Genomic DNA, 20768 nt, shown 5'->3' with positions numbered 1-20768 from the left:
TGGATCCCTCGGCGGGTCCGCGCGCCCTTCAGAGGTAAGTCGATTCCCATGAACCGCACCGGCCGCACCCTTGCACTGGGCTGCCTGTTGCTCCTTCAGCCCCTGCTCGCGCACGCACAAGCAGGCGGCAACTCGTTGTTGATCCCGGCGATGGGTCGCTGCACCCTCAATACTCAGCCGCAAGACGTCACGCAGGCACTCGCCGCCTGTCAGAAAGCGTCGGATGAGGGGGATGCGCAAGCGCAATACGAGTTGGGTGAGTTCTACTACGACGGCAAGAACGCGCCGCGCGACCTCAATCAAGCCTTGAGCTATTTCGAAAAGGCCTCGCTGCAAGGCCACGCCCAGGCGCAATTCAAACTCGGCACCATGTTCTTCCACGGTGAAGGTGTGCAGGCCAACAACATTCAGGCGTACATCGTGCTGAAGATGGCGGCGGTCAACGGTGCCGAAGATGCACTGGACACCGCCGACGAAGTCTCTGAAAAAATGTCCCGCGAAGACCTCGAAACCGCCACCCAGGTGCTCGGGCAAATTTTCCGTAAATACCTGATGGAACTGCAAAGCGCAGACGGACGTACGCCCTTCTCGCCTCTGCCTTGAATCAGCGCTGGTTTTTCTGGCCCATTCGCAAGCAAGCCCGCTCCCACCTGAAATCTTCTAGCCACTGAAGATCCCTTGTGGGAGCGGGCTTGCTCGCGAATGAGGCGACTGGACCCTGAGCCTTACTTCTCAGGCATCGGCATCGGGAACGGCATCACGTTGCCAACCCCGGCCCGGGCCTCGCTGATTTTCGGCGTGCCGAGGCGCTCCACTTCGTCGATGCGCACGATCGAATGCATCGGCACAAAGCTGCGTACCACGCCTTCGAACTGCGCCTTGAGCTTTTCTTCGCTCGGATCGACGACCACTTGCGTGCGCTCGCCAAAGACGAACTCTTCCACTTCCAGGAAACCCCACAGATCACTTTGATAGATCTGCTTGGCGTACATTTCGAACACCTGGCCCTGGTTGAGGAAAATCACCTTGTAGATTGGAGCTTCGCGTTTGGTCATGGCGGGCGGACAGCATCGGGGATAAAAATGAGGGCGCGAACTATAGCATAGCCACCAGACGCGCAGCGGTAGGAACCTGGGGACATGTTCCCTATAATGCGCGGTTCTTTGAATCACGTGACGACCCTATTCCATGGCCAAGAAGCTATACATCGAAACCCACGGTTGCCAGATGAACGAGTACGACAGCTCGCGCATGGTCGATCTGCTGGGCGAACACCAGGCCCTGGAAGTGACCGCCCGTGCCGAAGACGCCGACGTGATTCTGCTCAACACCTGCTCGATCCGCGAACGTGCGCAGGATCGGGTGTATTCCCAGCTCGGCCGCTGGCGCGAACTGAAACTGGCCAACCCGGAAATGGTCATCGCCGTCGGCGGTTGTGTGGCCAGCCAGGAAGGCGCGGCGATCCGCGATCGCGCGCCGTATGTCGACGTGGTCTTCGGCCCGCAGACCCTGCACCGTCTGCCGGAAATGATCGATGCCGCGCGCGTCAGCAAGCTGCCGCAGGTCGACGTCTCGTTCCCGGAAATCGAAAAGTTCGACCATTTGCCCGAGCCACGCATCGATGGCCCGAGCGCCTATGTGTCGGTGATGGAAGGTTGCAGCAAGTACTGCACGTTCTGCGTGGTGCCTTATACCCGTGGCGAAGAAGTCAGCCGTCCGTTCGATGACGTGATTGCCGAAATCATCCACCTCGCCGAAAACGGCGTGCGCGAAGTGACCCTGCTCGGGCAGAACGTCAATGGCTATCGCGGCCTGACCCATGATGGACGCCTGGCCGATCTGGCCGAGCTGATCCGCGTGGTCGCCGCTGTCGATGGCATCGACCGCATCCGCTACACCACGTCGCACCCGCTGGAGTTCTCCGACAGCCTGATTCAGGCCCACGCCGAAGTACCGGAGCTGGTCAAGCATCTGCATCTGCCGGTGCAATCGGGGTCGGACCGGATTCTCGCGGCGATGAAACGCAACCACACCGCCCTGGAATACAAATCCAAGCTGCGCAAACTACGTGCGGCAGTGCCAGGGATCAGCATCAGTTCGGACTTCATCGTCGGTTTCCCCGGCGAAACCGAGAAAGATTTCGAGCAGACCATGAAGCTGATTGCCGACGTCGGCTTCGACTTTTCCTACTCGTTCGTCTACAGCCAGCGTCCGGGCACCCCGGCCGCTGACCTCGCCGACGACACGTCGGAAGAGCTGAAAAAAGAACGTCTGAACGCCCTTCAGCACCGTTTGAATCAGCAAGGTTTCGAGATCAGCCGACAAATGGTCGGTTCGATCCAGCGGATTCTGGTGACCGATTACTCGAAGAAAGACCCTGGCGAGCTGCAAGGGCGCACCGAGAATAATCGTATCGTCAACTTCCGCTGCGACAATCCGACCCTGATCGGTCAGTTCGCCGACGTACACATTGATTCGGCACAACCGCACTCGCTACGCGGCTCGCTGATCCAGTAACACCGAAGATTCCCGTGGGAGCCCGCTCCCACGGCTGCAGTGCCAGAGGCCGGAATCGGCTGGCGATATTTAAGAGCTTTCGCGCCCACGCCACTGGCGTTATTCTTGATTTCATTCCAATTGCCCCAGGGCGGCTAAATACGACCTTGAACGCACCCATAGAACCCCATCGTTTTATCCTCGAGCCGTTTGAAGCTCGCCGCTTCGCCAATCTGTGCGGGCAGTTCGACGAGCATCTGCGCCTGATCGAACAACGCCTGGCCATCGAGATCCGCAATCGCGGAAACCAGTTCGAGCTGATCGGCGAACCCAAGCTCACCACCTCCGCCGAACATCTGATTCGCCGCCTGTACCGGGAAACCAAGGGTTCAGAGCTGTCGCCGGATATGGTTCACCTGTTCCTGCAGGAATCGTCCGTCGTCGAGCTGGACAATCACGCCCCCGCCGAAGCCTCCGTCGCCCTGCGCACCAAGAAAGGCATGATTCGCCCACGGGGCTTGAATCAGTTGCGCTACGTGAAGGAAATCCTCGGCAACGACATCAACTTCGGCATCGGCCCGGCCGGCACCGGCAAGACCTATCTGGCCGTGGCCTGCGCGGTGGATGCCCTGGAGCGCGAGCAGATCCGCCGCATCCTGCTGGTGCGTCCGGCGGTCGAGGCGGGTGAAAAGCTCGGCTTCCTGCCCGGTGACCTGGCCCAAAAGATCGACCCGTACCTGCGCCCGCTCTACGACGCGCTCTACGAAATGCTCGGCTTCGAATACGTGGCCAAGCTGATCGAGCGCCAGGTGATCGAGGTCGCCCCGCTGGCCTACATGCGCGGTCGCACGCTGAACAACAGCTTCATCATTCTCGATGAGAGCCAGAACACCACCGTCGAACAGATGAAAATGTTCCTGACGCGGATCGGTTTCGGCTCCACGGCGGTGATCACCGGTGACATCACCCAGGTCGACCTGCCGCGCGGCACCAAGTCCGGGCTGCATCACGTGATCGAAGTCCTCAAAGACGTGCCGGGCATCAGCTTCACCCACTTCCAGCCCAAGGACGTGGTGCGCCATCCACTGGTTCAACGTATCGTCGAGGCCTACGAGCGCTTCGAAACCCATGCCGAAGCCGCCAGGGAAGCCTCACGCGATGCTTGAGCTGGATCTGCAAATCGCGACCGAAGCGCGCGCGCCGAACGAAGCCGAATTCCGCCAATGGTGCGAGCTGGCCCTGCGCCAGCGCACTGCCGACTCGGAAATGACCATTCGTCTGGTTGACGAGGAAGAAGGCCGCGAACTCAATCACACCTGGCGCCACAAGGATTACGCGACCAACGTCCTGTCCTTCCCGGCCGAAGTGCCCGACGAGTTTCTCGACATCCCGCTGCTCGGCGATCTGGTGATCTGCGTGGCGGTGGTCGAGCGCGAAGCCACCGAGCAGGGCAAGGAACTGAAGGCCCACTGGGCACATCTGGTCATTCACGGCTGCTTGCATCTGCTTGGTTACGACCATATAGATGACGAAGAAGCCGAAGAAATGGAAGCACTGGAACGCGAGTTGCTTGCCGAACTGGGCTACCCCGATCCGTACGCGGACGACGAAACCGAAACATCCCCTATCGTTACAACAAAGGATTCAGAGTAATCGCTATGAGCGAAGATCGATCGAGCAACGGGCAGAAGTCCTGGCTGGGTAAACTGACCCAGGCTTTTGCCCACGAGCCGAAGAACCGCCAGGAGCTGCTGGAGCTGCTGCGCGATGCACATCAGAACAAACTGCTGGACAGCGAAGCGCTGGCCATCGTCGAAGGTGCCATCCAGGTGGCTGACCTGCAAGTACGCGACATCATGGTGCCGCGTTCGCAGATGATCAGCATCAAGGCGACCCAGACACCTCGCGAATTCCTCCCGGCGGTGGTCGACTCGGCCCACTCGCGCTACCCGGTCATCGGCGAAAGCCACGACGACGTGATGGGCGTGCTGCTGGCCAAGGATCTGCTGCCGCTGATCCTCAAGGAGAACGGCGACAGCTTCAACATCAAGGATCTGCTGCGCCCGGCCACCTTCGTGCCGGAGTCCAAGCGCCTGAACGTGTTGCTGCGCGAGTTCCGCGCCAACCACAACCACATGGCCATCGTCATTGACGAATACGGCGGCGTGGCGGGCCTGGTGACCATCGAAGACGTGCTGGAACAGATCGTCGGCGACATCGAAGACGAGCACGACGTCGAAGAAGACAGCTACATCAAGCCGCTGCCCAGCGGTGATTTCCTGATCAAGGCCCTGACGCCGATCGAGAACTTCAACGAGTTTTTCGACAGCGAGTTCTCCGACGACGAGTTCGACACCGTTGGCGGCCTGGTGATGAGCGCGTTCGGGCACTTGCCAAAACGCAACGAAATCACTGAAATCGGCGCCTATCGTTTCCGCATCCTGAACGCCGACAGCCGTCGGATTCATTTGCTGCGACTCACGCCAATCGCCCGGTAATCTTTTAAGGATCGAAATGCGCTGGACAACCCGCCCCGGCTGGCCCGGTAACCTGCTGGCCGTGGCGGCCGGTGCAATCACCACCTTCGCTCTGGCGCCGTTCGACATCTGGCCGCTGGCCCTGCTGGCGGTCGGCCTGTTCTACGCCGGCCTGCGGGAGTTGAGTCCGCGCCAGGCCCTGGGTCGTGGCTGGTGCTTCGGTTTCGGTCTGTTCGGCGCCGGCACCAGCTGGATCTATTACAGCATCCACCACTTCGGCGGCGCCTCGGTGCTGCTGGCCGGGTTCCTGATGCTGATTTTCACGGCGGCGATCGCCTGGTTTTTCGCCCTGCCCGCGTGGCTCTGGGCGCGCTGGCTGCGGCGTAACGAAGCGCCACTGGCCGATGCCCTGGCATTCGCGGCGCTGTGGGTCGGCCAGGAAGCGTTTCGCGGCTGGTTCCTCACCGGCTTCCCGTGGCTGTACTCCGGCTACAGCCAGCTCGACGGCCCGCTGGCCGGGCTCGCTCCGGTGGGCGGCATGTGGCTGGTGTCGTTCGTCCTCGCGCTGACCGCTGCGCTGATCTACAACGCACCACGCCTGCTGCAATCCGGCCGCAAGGGCTTTGTCGCCGCCGGTCTGGTGTTGCTGATCGGGCCATGGGGCGCCGGCATCGCGCTCAAGGGCCACGCTTGGACCAGCCCGGCCGGCGCACCGCTGAGCGTTGCGGCGATTCAGGGCAACGTCGAACAGAGCATGAAGTGGGATCCGGCGCAGCTCAACGCGCAACTGGCGCTGTACCGCGACCTGAGCTTCCGTTCCAGACCGGTGGATCTGCTGATCTGGCCGGAAACCGCCGTCCCGGTGCTGAAGGAGTCCGCCGAGGGCTACCTGAGCATGATGGGCAACTTCGCCGCCGAGCGTAAATCGGCGCTGATTACCGGCGTGCCGATTCGCGAAATGGTTCGTCACGAAAAACGCTTCTTCAACGGCATCACCGTGGTCGGCGAAGGCGATGGCACCTATCTGAAGCAGAAGTTGGTGCCGTTCGGCGAGTACGTGCCGTTGCAGGACCTCCTGCGTGGCCTGATCGCGTTCTTTGACCTGCCGATGTCCGACTTCGCCCGTGGCCCGGCCGATCAGCCGCTGCTGCAGGCCAAGGGTTATCAGATTGCGCCGTTCATCTGTTACGAAGTGGTCTATCCAGAGTTTGCCGCCGGTCTGGCCGCACGCAGCGATCTGCTGCTGACCATCAGCAATGACACCTGGTTCGGCACCTCCATCGGCCCGCTGCAACACTTGCAGATGGCGCAGATGCGCGCTCTTGAGGCCGGTCGCTGGATGATCCGCGCCACCAACAACGGCGTGACCGGCCTGATCAACCCGTTCGGGCAGATCACCGAGCGCATTCCGCAGTTCGAACAGGGCGTGCTGTACGGCGAAGTGGTGCCGATGCACAACCTCACGCCGTACCTGCAATGGCGCTCGTGGCCGCTGATCATTCTGTGCGTGCTGCTGTTTGGCTGGGCTTTGATGACAGGCCGGATGTCCAAGACCCTGTAAACGCTTCGCGAGCCAGCCCGCTCCCCCAGACTGAGCGGGCCAGCTCGCGAAGACGGCATCTGCGACAGCGGATCAGTCCGGGGTTTCACCACCTCGATAGAACATCGAATACCCCACCTGCCCCACCGCTTCGTTCAGCAACTGCCCGCTCTGCCAGATCGACTTGAACTCCGGCAGCCAGCCGCCGAACGGCCGGGCGTTGTCGGTGCCGAGGAATCCCACCGGCGCCGGCACCACCTCGAACCCAGCCTGCTGAAAACTCCACACCGCGCGCGGCATGTGCCAGGCCTGGGTCACGACCACCACACGCTTGACGCCTTCCGGCAGCAACATATCGGCACTGAACAGCGCGTTTTCCCAGGTCGTGCGGCTCTTGCCTTCCTGCCAGCGAACCGTCACATCGAAATCGTCCCGCAGCGAATCGGCCATCAGCTTCGCTTCCGTCGGCGGCGTGCCGTAATGCAAGCCGCCGCTGGTCAGAATCGGCAGTCCGGACGCCTTGGCCAGACGCGCCGCATAACGTTGACGCTCAAGCCCCACACCGGTCGGCTGATCCTCGCCCCAGGCCAGATCGCCGCGCTCGCGGCCGGACCCCAGCACCACGATCGCGTCGGCACGCCGGGCCAGGCCGGCCCATTCTTCCCGGGCCAGCGGCGGCTCGCGTTCCAGCGCCTTGGCACTCCATTGCACGACCACCGGCAGGCTCATCAGCCACAACCCGCCCAGCCCCAGGGCGAAGCACAGGCCGGCCAGTCGCGGGCGGGCACGGCGCAACCACCAGGCGATCAGCAACAGCAGAAAAAGAATGCCGGGCGGCAGCAGAAGTTGTTTGATGAAGTAACGGAATAACATCGGGCATCTCCAGAGATGCCCGAAGCCTAAGTGGGTTAATGCAGCGCGACAACCGATAGGGGCGGATCCCGTTGAAAAAGATCCGTTTCTTGACCTGCCATGCGTTTACTTGGCCTGCAGCGAGCGAACCTTGACGGTGTCTCTGCCGGGCGCCTTGTCCTTGAGCCAGATGACCTTGGCTGAATGTGCTGCATCGAGTTGCTTCACTGCTTGAGACAGATATCCGTGGGTTTCACGCTCACTGCGATCCAGATAGGCCTTGACCAGTTTGAACTCGGCGGGGCTCAAGCCACGCAATTCCAGCTCCAGGGGGCGCTCGTCGCGCAGCCGGCCAGCGGTTTTTGCAGCGTCCAGGGCCATGCCCAGACGGTCGATCAACCGCTCGTACAACTCGGGTTTGGTTACGTTTTTTTGCTGTGACTCCACCATCCCTCACCTCATTGAAGATAAGACTCACTCCCCAGTTAGAGCTTAGCTTCGCTGCACAAACCGGCTGCACGCCGCGACCAACGGCCCTCGCCACGGTTTTCGGGGTCCGAACGGCTGCAATCAGGGTTTCCCTAGGCCAAGGGCGGTCATGTATGCTACGGCGCTTCCTGTAACTCCACTTCCAGCTCGTCCGGGCCGCCCCGGATGTCGCATTGAAGAGGATTAGGCCACCCCTATCCAGTACAAAAGTAGCCATGCACGAACAATATCAGCCCCGTGAAATCGAAGCCGCCGCCCAGTCGTTCTGGGACGAGCAAAAGTCCTTTGAAGTCAGTGAACAGCCAGGCAAGGAGACTTACTACTGCCTGTCGATGTTCCCTTACCCCAGCGGCAAGCTACACATGGGGCACGTGCGCAACTACACCATCGGCGACGTGATCTCCCGCTATCAGCGCATGCAAGGCAAGAACGTCCTGCAACCGATGGGTTGGGACGCCTTCGGCATGCCGGCGGAAAACGCCGCGATGAAGAACAACGTGGCACCCGCCAAATGGACCTACGAAAACATCGCCTACATGAAGTCCCAGCTGCGCAGCCTGGGCCTGGCGGTGGACTGGTCCCGCGAAGTGACCACCTGCAAACCGGATTACTACCGCTGGGAACAATGGCTGTTCACCCGCCTGTTCGAAAAAGGCGTGATCTACCGCAAGAACGGCACCGTGAACTGGGACCCGATCGACCAGACCGTACTGGCCAACGAGCAGGTGATCGACGGTCGCGGCTGGCGTTCCGGCGCGCTGATCGAGAAGCGCGAAATCCCGATGTACTACTTCAAGATCACTGCCTACGCGGATGAGCTGCTGGAGAGCCTCGACGAACTGACGGGCTGGCCGGAACAGGTCAAGACCATGCAGCGCAACTGGATCGGCAAGTCGCGCGGGATGGAAGTGCAGTTCCCGTACAACGTCGACTCCATCGGCGAAACCGGCACTCTGAAAGTCTTCACCACCCGTCCGGACACCCTGATGGGCGCGACTTACGTCGCCGTGGCCGCCGAGCACCACCTGGCCTCCCTGGCCGCACAGAACAATCCCGAGCTGCAAGCGTTCATCGCTGAATGCAAGGGCGGCAGCGTCGCCGAAGCCGACGTCGCCACCCAAGAGAAAAAAGGCCTGCCGACCGGCCTGTTCGTCGAGCATCCGCTGACCGGCGAGAAACTGCCGGTCTGGGTCGCCAACTACGTGCTGATGCACTACGGCGATGGCGCGGTAATGGCTGTGCCGGCCCACGACGAGCGCGATTTCGAATTCGCCCACAAGTACAACCTGCCGGTCAAATCGGTGGTGCGCACCAGCTCCGGTGACACCAACCCGGCCCCGTGGCAAGACGCCTACGGCGAGCACGGCACGCTGATCAACTCCGGCGAATTCGACGGTCTGGACTTCGCCGGCGCGTTCGACGCCATGGAAGTCGCCCTGATCAAGAAAGAACTTGGCGCCTCGCGCACCCAGTTCCGCCTGCGCGACTGGGGCATCAGCCGCCAGCGCTACTGGGGCTGCCCGATCCCGATCATCCACTGCGACAGCTGTGGCGACGTACCGGTGCCGGAAGACCAGTTGCCGGTCGTGCTGCCAGAGGACGTGGTGCCGGACGGCGCCGGTTCGCCATTGGCGCGCATGCCCGAATTCTACGAGTGCACCTGCCCGAAATGCGGCCAGCCTGCCAAGCGTGAAACCGACACCATGGACACCTTCGTCGAGTCGTCGTGGTACTACGCCCGCTACGCCTCGCCGCACTACCAAGGTGGCTTGGTCGATCCGGCCGCCGCCAACCACTGGCTGCCGGTGGATCAGTACATCGGCGGTATCGAACACGCAATTCTTCACCTGCTCTACGCGCGTTTCTTCCACAAGCTGATGCGCGACGAAGGCCTGGTGAACTCCAACGAGCCGTTCAAGAACCTGCTGACCCAGGGCATGGTGGTCGCCGAGACTTACTACCGTCGCGAAGCCAACGGCGCCTACACCTGGTTCAACCCGGCGGATGTCGAACTCGAGCGTGACAGCAAGGCCAAGGTCATCAGCGCCAAGCTGATCGCCGATGGCCTGCCGGTGGAAATCGGCGGCACCGAGAAGATGGCCAAGTCGAAGAACAACGGCGTCGACCCGCAGTCGATGATCGACCAGTTCGGCGCCGACACCTGCCGCCTGTTCATGATGTTCGCCTCGCCGCCCGACATGAGCGCCGAATGGTCCGACTCCGGCGTGGAAGGTTCGCACCGCTTCCTCAAGCGCGTCTGGCGTCTGGCGCAGGCCCATATCACTCAGGGTCTGCCGGGCAAGCTGGACATCGCCAGCCTGAACGACGAGCAGAAAGCCGTGCGTCGCTCGATCCACCTGGCGATCAAGCAAGCCAGCCAGGACGTCGGCCAGAACCACAAATTCAACACCGCCATCGCCCAGGTGATGACGCTGATGAATGTGCTGGAAAAAGCCGCGCAAGGCACCGAACAGGATCGCGCGCTGATTCAGGAAGGTCTGGAAACCGTCACGTTGCTGCTGGCGCCGATCACTCCGCACATCAGCCACGAACTGTGGAACAAGCTGGGCCACGCCGACGCCGTGATCGATGCCCGCTGGCCGGTGCAGGATGACAGCGCACTGGTCCAGGACACGCTGCAGCTGGTCATTCAGGTGAACGGCAAGCTGCGCGGCCAGATCGAAATGCCGGCCAGCGCCAGCCGCGAGGAAGTCGAAGCCGCTGCGCGCGCCAATGAGAACGTGCTGCGCTTCGTCGACGGCCTGACGATTCGCAAAGTGATCGTAGTGCCCGGGAAACTGGTCAATATCGTCGCCAGCTAATTGGATCGGGCGCCAGGTCGGCCTGGCGTCCAGTAAAACCTTTCGGGCCGCAGGGTCGGCCCACATGGTTTCAAGGGGAGCAACACAATGATCAAACGCAATCTGCTGGTGATGGGCCTCGCGGTCCTGTTGAGCGCCTGCGGTTTCCATCTGCGCGGTACTGGCACCAGCGAACTGACGATCAAGGAACTCGACCTGAGTGCCCGCAACGCCTATGGCGAAACCGTCACCCAGCTGCGTCAGACGCTGGAGGCCAGCGGCGTCAAGGTTTACACCGGCGCGCCGTACAAGCTGTACCTGTCGGATGAGCAGGAAACCCAGCGCATCCTTAGCTACGCCGGTGCCGGCCGTACTGGCGAATATCAGGTCAGCACCGTTCTGAACTATGACATCCGTGGCGACCGCAACCTGGCCCTGCTGAGCGACAAGCTCGAAGTGCAGAAGGTGTTCATCCACGACGGCAACAACCTCGTCGGCTCTGACCAGGAAGCCAACGACGCCCGTCGCGAAACCCGCCGCGAGCTGGTTCAACGCATGATGCTGCGCCTGCAACAGCTGACCCCGGGTCAACTGCAACAGCTGCAACAAGCCGCCAACGACCGCGCCAAGGCTGAAGCCGACGCGCTGGAAGCGGCGCAGAAGGCTGAAGCGGAAACTCCGCGTCAGTCGCCGCTCGAACTGCCGCAGCAGTAAGACGTTCGGGGCGCTCAGGCGCCCCGTTCGCCATTTCTTATGAAGCTCGCTCCCGCGCAACTCGGCAAGCACCTGCAAGGCGCCCTCGCGCCGGTCTACGTCATCAGCGGTGATGATCCGTTGCTGTGCCAGGAAGCCGCCGACGCCATTCGCACCGCCGCCCGCCAACAGGGTTTCGACGAACGCCAGGTGTTCGCCGCCGACGCCAATTTCGATTGGGGCAGTCTGCTGCTGGCCGGCGCCAGCCTGTCACTGTTCGCCGAAAAACGCCTGCTGGAGCTGCGCCTGCCTTCGGGCAAGCCCGGCGACAAAGGCGCGGCCGCCCTGATTGAATACTGCTCGCGCCCGGCCGAGGACACGCTGCTGCTGATCAGCCTGCCCAAGCTCGATGGCAGCGCGCAGAAAACCAAGTGGGGCAAGGCGCTGGTCGAAGGCCCGCAAACCCAGTTCATCCAGATCTGGCCGGTGGATGCCAACCAGTTGCCGAGCTGGATTCGCCAACGCCTGTCCCAGGCCGGGCTGTCGGCGAGTCAGGACGCGGTTGAACTGATTGCGGCGCGCGTGGAGGGCAACCTGCTCGCCGCCGCGCAGGAAATCGAAAAGCTCAAGCTGATGGCCGAGAGCGGGCAGATCACCGTCGAAACCGTGCAGGCCGCCGTGGCGGACAGCGCACGCTTTGACGTATTCGGCCTGACCGACGCCGTCCTCAACGGCGAACCGTCCCACGCGCTGCGCATGCTCGAAGGGTTGCGCGGTGAAGGGGTCGAACCGCCGGTGATCCTCTGGGCGCTGGCCCGGGAGTTGCGTCTGCTGGCGAACATCTCCCTGCAATACAGCCAGGGCACGCCGCTGGACAAGGCATTCAGCCAGGCCAAACCGCCCGTCTGGGACAAGCGCAAGCCACTGATGAACAAAGCCCTGCAACGCTACTCGGCGCAACGCTGGGCGCAGTTGTTGCTCGAAGCCCAGCGCATCGATGCGCAGATCAAGGGTCAGGCGGCCGGTTCGCCATGGATGAGCCTGAGCCGGCTGGCGCTGTTGATGGCCGGCCAGCGTCTGCCATTGCCCGCTGAATAAGACAAAAGACCGCAGCTTTCGTCAGCACCTGCGCCACCTTATGCAGGAACTGCCGCCGGCTGCGACTTTGTGATCTTTTTTCCCACAAACTCCACCTGCATTTGCCCTATGGACAGACGCGCAACTTGAGCAGAATATGCGCGACGCAATCCACTCACTCGCGAGAATCCTCATGAGCAAAAAGCCATCGAAACATGGCCCTAACAAGGCCAAATCCATCGTCGCCCAGCCCCTGTTCCGCAGCCGCCAGGAACGTCCCGCCAAGGGCAAAGGCAGCTACCGCCGCGAAGCCTTCCAGTCTGACAACTGGGAGGCTTCTTACTTTCTGGCCGCCTGAAGCACAGCACCCCTTCCTCATGTTAAGGTCTGCACCTGATTCGTACTCCCTGGACCTGTGCATGCCCCTTTGTCTTTCCCGTCGCTGGCCTGTTCGCCAGTTGATTGCCGCCACAAGCTTCGCCCTGCTTGTCGCCTGCGCGGAAAAACCCACCGCCGCCGACGCGCAACCGCTCCAGACTGTCCCCGTCGCCACGGCCCCAGCGATCATTCCGCCGGTAGTGCCGTCCGCCGACAATCTCGATCTTCAACCCACCCAGACCTTCGCCGAATGGCAGGCCGGTTTCCGCAAGGATGCCCTGGCCGCCGGGATCCGCGCCGACCTGTTCGACCGCGCCTTCGCCAACGTCAGCTTCGATGCCAGCGTGATCCGCGCCGACCGCAGCCAACCCGAATTCTCCCGCCCCGTCTGGGAATACCTCGATGGTGCCCTGTCGCCACTGCGGGTTCGCAAGGGCCAGGCGCTGATCAGCCAATACGCCGACATTCTGCAAAGCATCGAACAGCGTTATGGCGTCGATCGCCAGGCATTGGTCTCGGTGTGGGGGATGGAAAGCAACTTCGGCCAGTTCCAGGGCAACAAGTCGGTGATCAACTCGCTGGCGACCCTGGCCTATGAAGGCCGTCGTCCGGGCTTTGCCCACGCGCAACTGATCGCCGCGCTGCAAATCCTGCAACAGGGCGACATCACGCCGGAGAAGATGCTCGGTTCCTGGGCCGGCGCCATGGGCCAGACCCAGTTCATCCCGACCACCTACAACACCCACGCCGTGGATTTTGACGGCGATGGCCGCCGCGACATCTGGGGCAGTGCCGCCGACGCCCTGGCCTCGACCGCGCACTACCTGCAAAGCTCCGGCTGGCAGCGCGGCCAGCCATGGGGCTTCGAAGTGCAACTGCCGAGCGGTTTCAACTACACGCTGGCGGACGGTGCCATTCGCAAGAGCGTCGCCGAATGGCGGCAAATGGGCGTGATCCTGCCCAACGGCGGTCAGGCCCCCGCCGGCACCGAACAACTGTCCGCCGCCCTGCTGCTGCCAGCCGGTTATCGCGGCCCGGCGTTCCTGATCCTCGACAATTTCCGGGCGATCCTCAAATACAACAACTCGTCGTCCTATGCCCTGGCGGTCGGTCTGTTGTCCGAGCGCTTCAATGGCGCCGGGTTGATCAACGGCACCTGGCCGAAAGACGACCTGCCGCTGAGCCGCACCGAACGCATGGAACTGCAAAACCTGCTGAGCGCGCGCAACTTCGACGCCGGCACTGCCGACGGCATCATCGGCGCGAATACGCGCAAGGCGATTCGTAGCGCGCAACAGTCGTTTGGCTGGCCGGCGGACGGTTATCCGACGCACAAGCTGCTTGAGAGTCTGCGCAGCCAGTAAACGCTTCGCGGGCAAGCCCGCTCCCACCGGATCTGTATTGAATCCGTGGGAGCGGCCTTGCCCGCGAAGGCAGACTGTCAGTCAGCAGATCGTCAAGCCTTTACCACCACGTCCTGCTCCAGCAGCAATTCCTTCTTCCCCGCGTCCAGCCGAACCAGCGCCCCCAGTGGCAACGTCAGGTTCGGATCACAATGCCCGCTGCGCCAACCGGACAGCACCGGAATCCGCAACGGTTCGAAGGTCTGCTTGAGCAAGCGGTTCAGCGCCCCGATTTCGACCCCGGCCACATCCCCCACCAACACCCCACGCAACTTGTGCAGATGGCCGGCCAGGCGCATCTGGGTCAGCAGACGGTCGATGCGATACAACGGCTCGTTGATGTCTTCGATCAGCAGAATCACCCCTTCGGCGTCGATCTCATAGGGTGTGCCCAGGGTCGCGGCAATCATCGCCAGATTGCCGCCCAACAGACGCCCGTGAGCGATGCCGGGCTCGACGGTGGTCAACGGGTAGGCCGCCGGGTGAGCCAACACGCTCCCCGCCTGCATCTGCCCGCGCAGCATGGCAAAAAACGAGGTGACGGTCGGTGGCTCCTTGTCACCCAGCAAGTCGGCGTTGAGCAACGGCCCGTGAAAGGTCACGAACCCGGCGTAACGGCTGATCGCCAGATGCAGCGCGGTGATGTCGCTGTAGCCGATGAACGGCTTGGCGTGCCGGCCCAGCAAGTCGTAATCGATCCGGTCGAGCAGACGGGGCGTGCCGTAGCCGCCACGCAGGCAAATGATCGCGTCGACCTGCGGGTCAGCGAATGCCGCGTGCAAATCGTTGAGCCGCACGTCGTCGCTGCCGGCCAGATAACCGTCCTTCTCGTAGACACCGGGAAACACTCGCAGCCCGTAACCCCGGGCACGCATCCATTGCACCGCCTTGTCGGTGTCCAGGGCGCCGGGGCCGGCGGGCGCAATGACGCCGATCAGACCCTCGGACGGCAGCGCCGGCACCGGTTTGTGCGGACAAAGGGTGTGAGTCGGTCGAACGGTCATCCATGGATCTCCCAGCGTGAAGTCGTGAGCACACAGTAGTCAGGAACGGCGACAAACAAAAGCCCGGCTCCGTTGGTCTATGAAAAGCTCAGTCAGATTGCGGACAAAAAAATGCCCGCCGGGCGTCGAAGCCTCGGCGGGCATTGTTCATCAAGCGTCGATCAGGAACCGAGCAGCTCGGCCTTGACCAGTTTCGCCTGCTCGTCGGCGTGGTACGAAGAACGCACCAGCGGACCGGACGCCACGTTCTTGAAGCCCATCTTGTAACCTTCCTCGGCGAACCAGGCGAAGGTGTCCGGATGCACGAAACGCTGCACCGGCAAGTGGCTGCGGGACGGTTGCAGGTACTGCCCCAAGGTCAGCATGTCGATGTCGTGCTCGCGCATGCGCTTCATGACTTCGATGACTTCCTCGTCGGTCTCGCCCAGACCCAGCATCAGGCCGGACTTGGTCGGTACGTGCGGCATCATCTGCTTGAAGCGTTGCAGCAGGGTCAGCGACCACTGGTAGTCCGAACCCGGACGCGCGGCCTTGTACAGGCGCGGCACGGTTTCCAGGTTGTGGTTGAACACATCCGGCGGCTCGGCGGCGGTGATTTCCAGGGCGATGTCCATGCGGCCACGGTAATCCGGGACCAGGGTCTCCAGCTGCACGTTCGGCGACAGCTTGCGGATTTCGCGGATGCAGTCGGCAAAGTGCTGGGCACCGCCGTCACGCAGGTCGTCGCGGTCAACCGAGGTGATCACCACGTATTTGAGCTTGAGGTCGGCGATGGCGATCGCCAGGCTTTCCGGCTCGTTGACGTCCAGTGGCTTCGGACGACCGTGGCCGACGTCGCAGAACGGGCAACGACGGGTGCAGATGTCGCCCATGATCATGAAGGTCGCGGTGCCGCCGGAGAAGCACTCGCCCAGGTTCGGGCAGGAGGCTTCTTCGCAGACGCTGTGCAGCTTGTGTTTGCGCAGCAGGCTCTTGATCCGCTCGACTTCCGGGGAAACCGGGATACGCACGCGGATCCAGTCGGGTTTCTTCGGCAGTTCGGTGGTCGGAATGATCTTCACCGGGATGCGTGCAACCTTCTCGGCGCCGCGCAGCTTGACGCCGGCTTCAACCTTGGGACGCGGGGCCGGGCGCTCGGTCACGTCGAGCGTCGGGATCATGGTTTGCACTGCATCAGTAGTCATATCAGTCGATTCCGCCCGTCAGGGTCGTCTGCTCAGCATAGTCGAGGTGTTTGACGAGCTGCGCGCGCAGCCGGGCACTTACCTCGGCAAATTCAATCGATCCTGCGTGATCGCTCAGCTGGGTCATGGCCAGCCCGGCATAGCCGCAGGGATTAATCCGTCGAAACGGCTCCAGGTTCATATCCACGTTCAGGGCCAGGCCGTGAAAGGAACAACCGTGGCGAATCCGCAAACCCAGAGAAGCGATTTTCGCTCCGTCGACGTAAACGCCGGGAGCATCAGGCTTGGCTGCGGCGGTCACGCCGTAGCTGGCCAGCAATTCGATCAGGCACTGCTCCATGCGGCTGACCAGATCACGCACGCCGAAACCCAGCTTGCGCACGTCCAGCAGCAGATAGGCCACCAGTTGGCCTGGACCGTGGTAGGTCACCTGCCCGCCCCGGTCGACCTGCACTACCGGGATATCCCCCGGCAGCAACAGATGCTCGGCCTTGCCGGCCTGGCCCTGGGTGAACACCGGTGGGTGCTCGACCAGCCAGATCTCGTCGGCGGCCGTGGTGCCGCGCTCGTTGGTGAAGCGTTGCATGGCATGCCAGACCGGCTCGTAAGCCATCTGGCCAAGTTCGCGAAAGCCCAGCGTGCCCGGCATCACAACACCATATGAACGAAGCCGGTCGCCCGCAGTTCGCTGTTGATGTTGTACAGCTGATCCTGGTCAGTCGCGACGATGTGCAACTGAATGGTGGTGTACTTGCCGTTGCTGCTCTGACGCTCGTCGATACGCTCGTCATTGATCTTTGCGTGTTTCTGGACGATCGCAATGATCTTGTCCTTGTTTCCCACACCGGTGTCGCTGATCACCTTAACCGGGTAATCGACCTGGGGAAATTCGATCTTTGGCGCCTTTACTTCGGTATCGCTCATGGCGTAACGGCCTCGTAAGCCGTGCCAACGAGCATGGCCCCGCTCCGGGTGGGAGCGGGGCCATGCAGGTCAACACTGAATCAGTTGAACAAGCCGTAGAAGAATAGACGGATGCTATCCCACATGCGACGGAAGATACCACCCTCCTCGACAGCGTCCAGGGCGATCAGGTCGGCACTGTGTACCACCTTGTCTTCCAGTTTCACTTCGACTTTACCGATCACGTCGCCCTTGGCGATTGGCGCGGTCAGTTGCGGGTTCATGGTCATGCTGGCAGCGAGCTTCTTCAGCTGGCCTTTCGGCAGGGTCATGGTCAGGTCTTCAGCCAGACCGGCCTTGACCTGGCTGGTGGTGCCTTTCCACACCGGAGCCTGGGCCAGTTCGGTGCCCTTCTGGTAGAAGGTCTGGGTTTCGAAGAAGCGGAAACCGTAGGTCAGCAGCTTCTGGGTTTCGGCGGCACGGGCCACTTCGCTGTTGGTGCCGAACACCACGGCGATCAGGCGCTGGCCATCACGTACGGCCGAGGACACCATGCAGTAGCCGGCTTCGTCGGTGTGACCGGTTTTCAGACCGTCAACGGTCTTGTCGCGCCACAGCAGCAGGTTGCGGTTAGGCTGCTTGATGCCGTTCCAGAAGAACTCTTTCTGCGAATAGATCGCGTAGTGAGCCGGGTCTTCGTGGATGATCGCGCGAGCCAGAATCGCCATGTCGTGCGCCGACGAATAGTGCTCAGGGTTCGGCAGACCGGTCGGGTTCATGAAGTGGGTGTTGCTCATGCCCAGATCGGTCACGGTCTTGTTCATCAGGTCGGCGAACGCATCTTCGCTGCCGGCGATGTGCTCGGACAGCGCCACGCTGGCGTCGTTGCCGGACTGGATGATGATGCCGTGCAGCAGGTCGCTGACCGTGACCTGCGAGCCGACCTTGATGAACATCCGCGAACCGCCGGTACGCCAGGCGTTTTCGCTGACGGTCACCGGGTCGTTTTCGCCGATCTGGCCGCGACGGATTTCCAGCGTCGCAATGTACGCGGTCATCAGTTTGGTCAGGCTGGCCGGTGGCAGGCGCTGGTCACCGTTGTTCTCCACCAGTACGTTGCCGCTGGCGGCGTCCATCAGAACGTAGGATTTGGCGGCCAGTTGTGGTGGCGACGGCATCATCTCGGCCGCGAAAGCGGCTGGCGAGAGGAGCAGCGGGACTAGCAGGCACAGGCGTTTGGCAAAGGTGGTGATGTTCATCCGTCTCTCGAAATCGCTAATGGAAACTTGCCTAAGGGCAAAACTATTCAGACAGCCTTCTAAAGGGCCATCGCGTGTTCAGTTGCTCACTCCAGTCACCCTTTGCCGGGCTTTTGTTCTTCGACGAGCCAACAACCTGATCCACCCCCCAATCGCTGGTGAATCGTCAATCAAGTCCTACGTACTGCTTACTCGGTGACCACGCTCGGCGAACCGAGATTGGCCAGGCGCACGCTGTTTTGCACTTGCGCAATCTCACCCGGAGAACCGATCGGTCCCAGGCGCACCCGATGCAGGGTCTGCTGATTGCGCACGATCGAGCTGATGAACACCGGAGCGCTCACCATCCCGCTGAGCTTCGACCTCAGCAGCTCGGCAGCGTCCGGGTTGGCGAACGCGCCCACCTGCAGATACTGGCCAGACGCTGGTGCAGAAGCGTTTTTTTTTGCGTCGAGCTGAACCGGCACGACGGCCGCAGCGTGCTGCTGCGGCGGCGGGGTCCATTGCTCGACCGTACCGGCCGAGGCCGTGATCACCGGAGCGCTATTCTGCGCGACTTGCGGCTCGTTGAGCATCAAAGGCGCCGGACGGCCCTTGGCGGCCCACCATTGCTGCGGATCGATGCCTTCGACCTTGACCCGTGCGGTGCCGATTTCGGCGTAACCGAGCTTCTTCGCCGCCGCGTAGGACAGGTCGATGATCCGGTCCGAGTAGAACGGCCCTCGGTCGTTGACCCGCAGGATCACGCTCTTGTTATTGTCCAGGTTGGTCACCCGAACGTAACTTGGCAGCGGTAGTGTCTTGTGGGCGGCGCTCATGCCGTACAGGTCATACACCTCGCCGTTGGCGGTGTTCTGACCGTGAAACTTGGTGCCGTACCAGGACGCGGTGCCCGAGGCGACGTAAGTCTTGGATTCCTGCAACGGGAAGTAGGTCTTGCCCAGCACGGTGTACGGGTTGGCCTTGTACGGGCCGGTGTGCAGGGTCGGCGTGGCGTCGGGAATGCGCGAGACATCGACGTCCCACCACGGCGCGCCATCCTTGTGGGCACGATTGATGTCCAGCCCCGGTTGCGAGCGAACGGCGGTGGAAGAGGATTTCTGGCTCGGCGAGCGGCTGGTCGAGCAACTGGCGACCAGCACTGCCAACGCAGCGAATGCCACCAGCTTCAGGGGTTTGTTGATAGGCAATGCCCGCATTACTTGACGCCCCGTGCTTGTACCAGCTGTTCAGATAGCTGATGTACGGCCATGGCGTACATCACGCTGCGGTTATAACGCGTGATCGCGTAAAAATTCTTCAGGCCCATCCAGTATTCCGGGCCATTGTCGCCTTCCAGGCGGAACGCGGTGACCGGCATGTCATCGCGCAGCGCATCATGACTCGACCACCCCAGCGCTCGCAACTCCCCGACGGTTTTTGTCGGCTCGATGCCTGTGGTCAGGCCTTCGTCGACCTGCTCGCCCCGGACATCGGCGCGGCTGACCACCGGCTCCCCGGCGACCCAGCCGTGACGCTTGAAATAGCTGGCGACGCTGCCGATCGCATCATCCGGATTGTTCCAGATATTGATGTGACCATCACCGTCGAAATCCACCGCATAGGCGCGAAAGCTGCTCGGCATGAACTGCGGCAAACCCATCGCCCCGGCGTAGGAGCCCTTGAGGGTCAGCGGGTCGACCTGCTCTTCCCGGGCCAGCAGCAGGAACTCACGCAGTTCCTTGCGGAAAAATTCGGCACGGGGAGGATAGTCGAAACCGAGGGTGGACAAGGCATCGATTACCCGGAAATTACCGGTATTACGTCCGAAAAAGGTCTCAACGCCGATGATCGACACGATGACCTGGGCCGGAACGCCGTATTCCTGCTCGGCGCGAGCCAGGGTGGCTTCATGCTGGCGCCAGAAGTCCACACCACGGGCGATGCGCGCGTCGGTGATGAACATCGGCCGGTATTCCTTCCACTGCTTGACCCGCTCGGCCGGCTTGGAGATGGCGTCGAGAATCGACTGCTTGCGCTCGGCTTCGCGGAACACGCTCATCAGCTGCTCACCGGCGAAGCCATAGTCGCGGGTCATTTCACCGACGAATTCGGCCACCTGGGGCGAGCCTTCGTAATCGCCGGCCAGCGCTTCCTGCACGCTGCCAAGGATGCCCACCAGGCCGACCCACGGCGCATATCGAGTCGCCCAGTCACGCACTGCTTGCATTGA

General features: G+C 62.1%; 21 protein-coding genes. 11 read left to right on the top strand and 10 right to left on the bottom strand.

Annotated elements, in window-relative coordinates; genetic code table 11:
* Positions 1-48 precede the first annotated feature (48 nt).
* Positions 49-603 (top strand): tetratricopeptide repeat protein, encoded by a 555-nt coding sequence (locus N8H74_RS18565; RefSeq protein WP_217830152.1) that lies wholly within the window; start codon positions 49-51, stop codon positions 601-603.
* Positions 604-725: 122 nt separating this feature from the next.
* Here N8H74_RS18565 and N8H74_RS18560 read toward each other — a convergent pair whose 3' ends face one another.
* Positions 726-1055 (bottom strand): DUF1820 family protein, encoded by a 330-nt coding sequence (locus N8H74_RS18560; RefSeq protein ID WP_047736335.1) that lies wholly within the window; start codon positions 1053-1055, stop codon positions 726-728.
* A 133-nt stretch (positions 1056-1188) separates the two neighbouring features.
* On the opposite strand from N8H74_RS18560, the gene miaB reads away from it, so the two are divergent.
* From miaB to lnt, 5 genes are all read left to right on the top strand, one after another.
* A complete protein-coding gene (miaB, locus tag N8H74_RS18555; RefSeq protein ID WP_217830153.1) occupies positions 1189-2517 on the top strand; it encodes a tRNA (N6-isopentenyl adenosine(37)-C2)-methylthiotransferase MiaB in 1329 nt (442 codons plus the stop codon).
* Positions 2518-2663: 146 nt separating this feature from the next.
* Positions 2664-3662: a PhoH family protein gene (locus N8H74_RS18550; protein WP_217830154.1), complete on the top strand. Its 999-nt coding sequence runs from the start codon at positions 2664-2666 to the stop codon at positions 3660-3662.
* On the top strand, positions 3655-4149 hold the full coding sequence (ybeY, locus tag N8H74_RS18545) for an rRNA maturation RNase YbeY (protein WP_262149325.1): 495 nt from the start codon (positions 3655-3657) through the stop codon (positions 4147-4149). The genes N8H74_RS18550 and ybeY overlap by 8 nt, the downstream gene beginning before the upstream one ends.
* A gap of 5 nt (positions 4150-4154) precedes the next feature.
* Entirely contained in the window at positions 4155-4994 is an 840-nt protein-coding gene (locus N8H74_RS18540) for an HlyC/CorC family transporter (RefSeq protein WP_007909641.1), read from the top strand.
* 16 nt (positions 4995-5010) lie between these two features.
* Complete coding sequence (lnt, locus tag N8H74_RS18535) at positions 5011-6534, top strand: apolipoprotein N-acyltransferase (RefSeq protein WP_262149323.1); 1524 nt, start codon at positions 5011-5013, stop codon at positions 6532-6534.
* A 72-nt stretch (positions 6535-6606) separates the two neighbouring features.
* On the opposite strand, the gene N8H74_RS18530 is transcribed toward lnt, so the two are convergent.
* Together N8H74_RS18530 and N8H74_RS18525 are read right to left on the bottom strand one after the other, a co-directional pair.
* Positions 6607-7386 (bottom strand): YdcF family protein, encoded by a 780-nt coding sequence (locus N8H74_RS18530; RefSeq protein ID WP_262149321.1) that lies wholly within the window; start codon positions 7384-7386, stop codon positions 6607-6609.
* Positions 7387-7491: 105 nt separating this feature from the next.
* Positions 7492-7815, bottom strand: a complete 324-nt coding sequence (locus N8H74_RS18525) for a hypothetical protein (RefSeq protein ID WP_217830158.1) — start codon at positions 7813-7815, stop codon at positions 7492-7494.
* 254 nt (positions 7816-8069) lie between these two features.
* On the opposite strand from N8H74_RS18525, the gene leuS reads away from it, so the two are divergent.
* The 5 genes from leuS (at position 8070) to N8H74_RS18500 (ending at position 14167) form a co-directional block, all read left to right on the top strand.
* Positions 8070-10676 carry a leucine--tRNA ligase gene (gene leuS, locus N8H74_RS18520; RefSeq protein WP_217830159.1) on the top strand — a complete coding sequence of 869 codons (2607 nt, stop codon included), beginning with the start codon at positions 8070-8072 and terminating at the stop codon, positions 10674-10676.
* 87 nt (positions 10677-10763) lie between these two features.
* Positions 10764-11369, top strand: a complete 606-nt coding sequence (gene lptE / locus N8H74_RS18515) for an LPS assembly lipoprotein LptE (protein ID WP_217830160.1) — start codon at positions 10764-10766, stop codon at positions 11367-11369.
* A 39-nt stretch (positions 11370-11408) separates the two neighbouring features.
* Positions 11409-12446, top strand: coding sequence for a DNA polymerase III subunit delta (gene holA / locus N8H74_RS18510; protein WP_262149315.1), 1038 nt, complete (start codon positions 11409-11411; stop codon positions 12444-12446).
* Positions 12447-12618: 172 nt separating this feature from the next.
* Positions 12619-12783: an alternative ribosome rescue factor ArfA gene (gene arfA / locus N8H74_RS18505; protein ID WP_128615297.1), complete on the top strand. Its 165-nt coding sequence runs from the start codon at positions 12619-12621 to the stop codon at positions 12781-12783.
* A 61-nt stretch (positions 12784-12844) separates the two neighbouring features.
* Entirely contained in the window at positions 12845-14167 is a 1323-nt protein-coding gene (locus N8H74_RS18500) for a lytic murein transglycosylase (protein WP_217830162.1), read from the top strand.
* A gap of 92 nt (positions 14168-14259) precedes the next feature.
* Here N8H74_RS18500 and N8H74_RS18495 read toward each other — a convergent pair whose 3' ends face one another.
* The 7 genes from N8H74_RS18495 to mltB all read right to left on the bottom strand — a co-directional run bounded on the left by N8H74_RS18495 (position 14260) and on the right by mltB (position 20765).
* Complete coding sequence (locus N8H74_RS18495) at positions 14260-15210, bottom strand: LD-carboxypeptidase (RefSeq protein ID WP_262149311.1); 951 nt, start codon at positions 15208-15210, stop codon at positions 14260-14262.
* A gap of 161 nt (positions 15211-15371) precedes the next feature.
* Positions 15372-16370, bottom strand: a complete 999-nt coding sequence (gene lipA / locus N8H74_RS18490) for a lipoyl synthase (protein ID WP_217830310.1) — start codon at positions 16368-16370, stop codon at positions 15372-15374.
* Between the two features lie 25 nt (positions 16371-16395).
* Positions 16396-17043 (bottom strand): lipoyl(octanoyl) transferase LipB, encoded by a 648-nt coding sequence (gene lipB, locus N8H74_RS18485; RefSeq protein ID WP_217830164.1) that lies wholly within the window; start codon positions 17041-17043, stop codon positions 16396-16398.
* Entirely contained in the window at positions 17043-17318 is a 276-nt protein-coding gene (locus N8H74_RS18480) for a DUF493 domain-containing protein (RefSeq protein WP_217830165.1), read from the bottom strand. The genes lipB and N8H74_RS18480 overlap by 1 nt, the downstream gene beginning before the upstream one ends.
* 80 nt (positions 17319-17398) lie before the next feature.
* Positions 17399-18556 carry a D-alanyl-D-alanine carboxypeptidase family protein gene (locus N8H74_RS18475; protein ID WP_217830166.1) on the bottom strand — a complete coding sequence of 386 codons (1158 nt, stop codon included), beginning with the start codon at positions 18554-18556 and terminating at the stop codon, positions 17399-17401.
* Positions 18557-18744: 188 nt separating this feature from the next.
* Entirely contained in the window at positions 18745-19755 is a 1011-nt protein-coding gene (locus N8H74_RS18470; RefSeq protein ID WP_217830167.1) for a septal ring lytic transglycosylase RlpA family protein, read from the bottom strand.
* The gene (mltB, locus tag N8H74_RS18465; protein WP_217830168.1) at positions 19755-20765 is read right to left on the bottom strand and encodes a lytic murein transglycosylase B; all 1011 of its coding nucleotides are present in this window, start codon (positions 20763-20765) and stop codon (positions 19755-19757) included. Before mltB ends, N8H74_RS18470 begins: the two co-directional genes overlap by 1 nt.
* Positions 20766-20768 lie beyond the last annotated feature (3 nt).

The sequence above is a fragment of the Pseudomonas sp. B2M1-30 genome (assembly GCF_025447575.1).
Lineage (GTDB): Bacteria > Pseudomonadota > Gammaproteobacteria > Pseudomonadales > Pseudomonadaceae > Aquipseudomonas > Aquipseudomonas botevensis.
The sequence above is the reverse complement of the archived record's forward strand: the minus strand, read 5'-3'. Positions and strand labels throughout refer to the sequence as shown.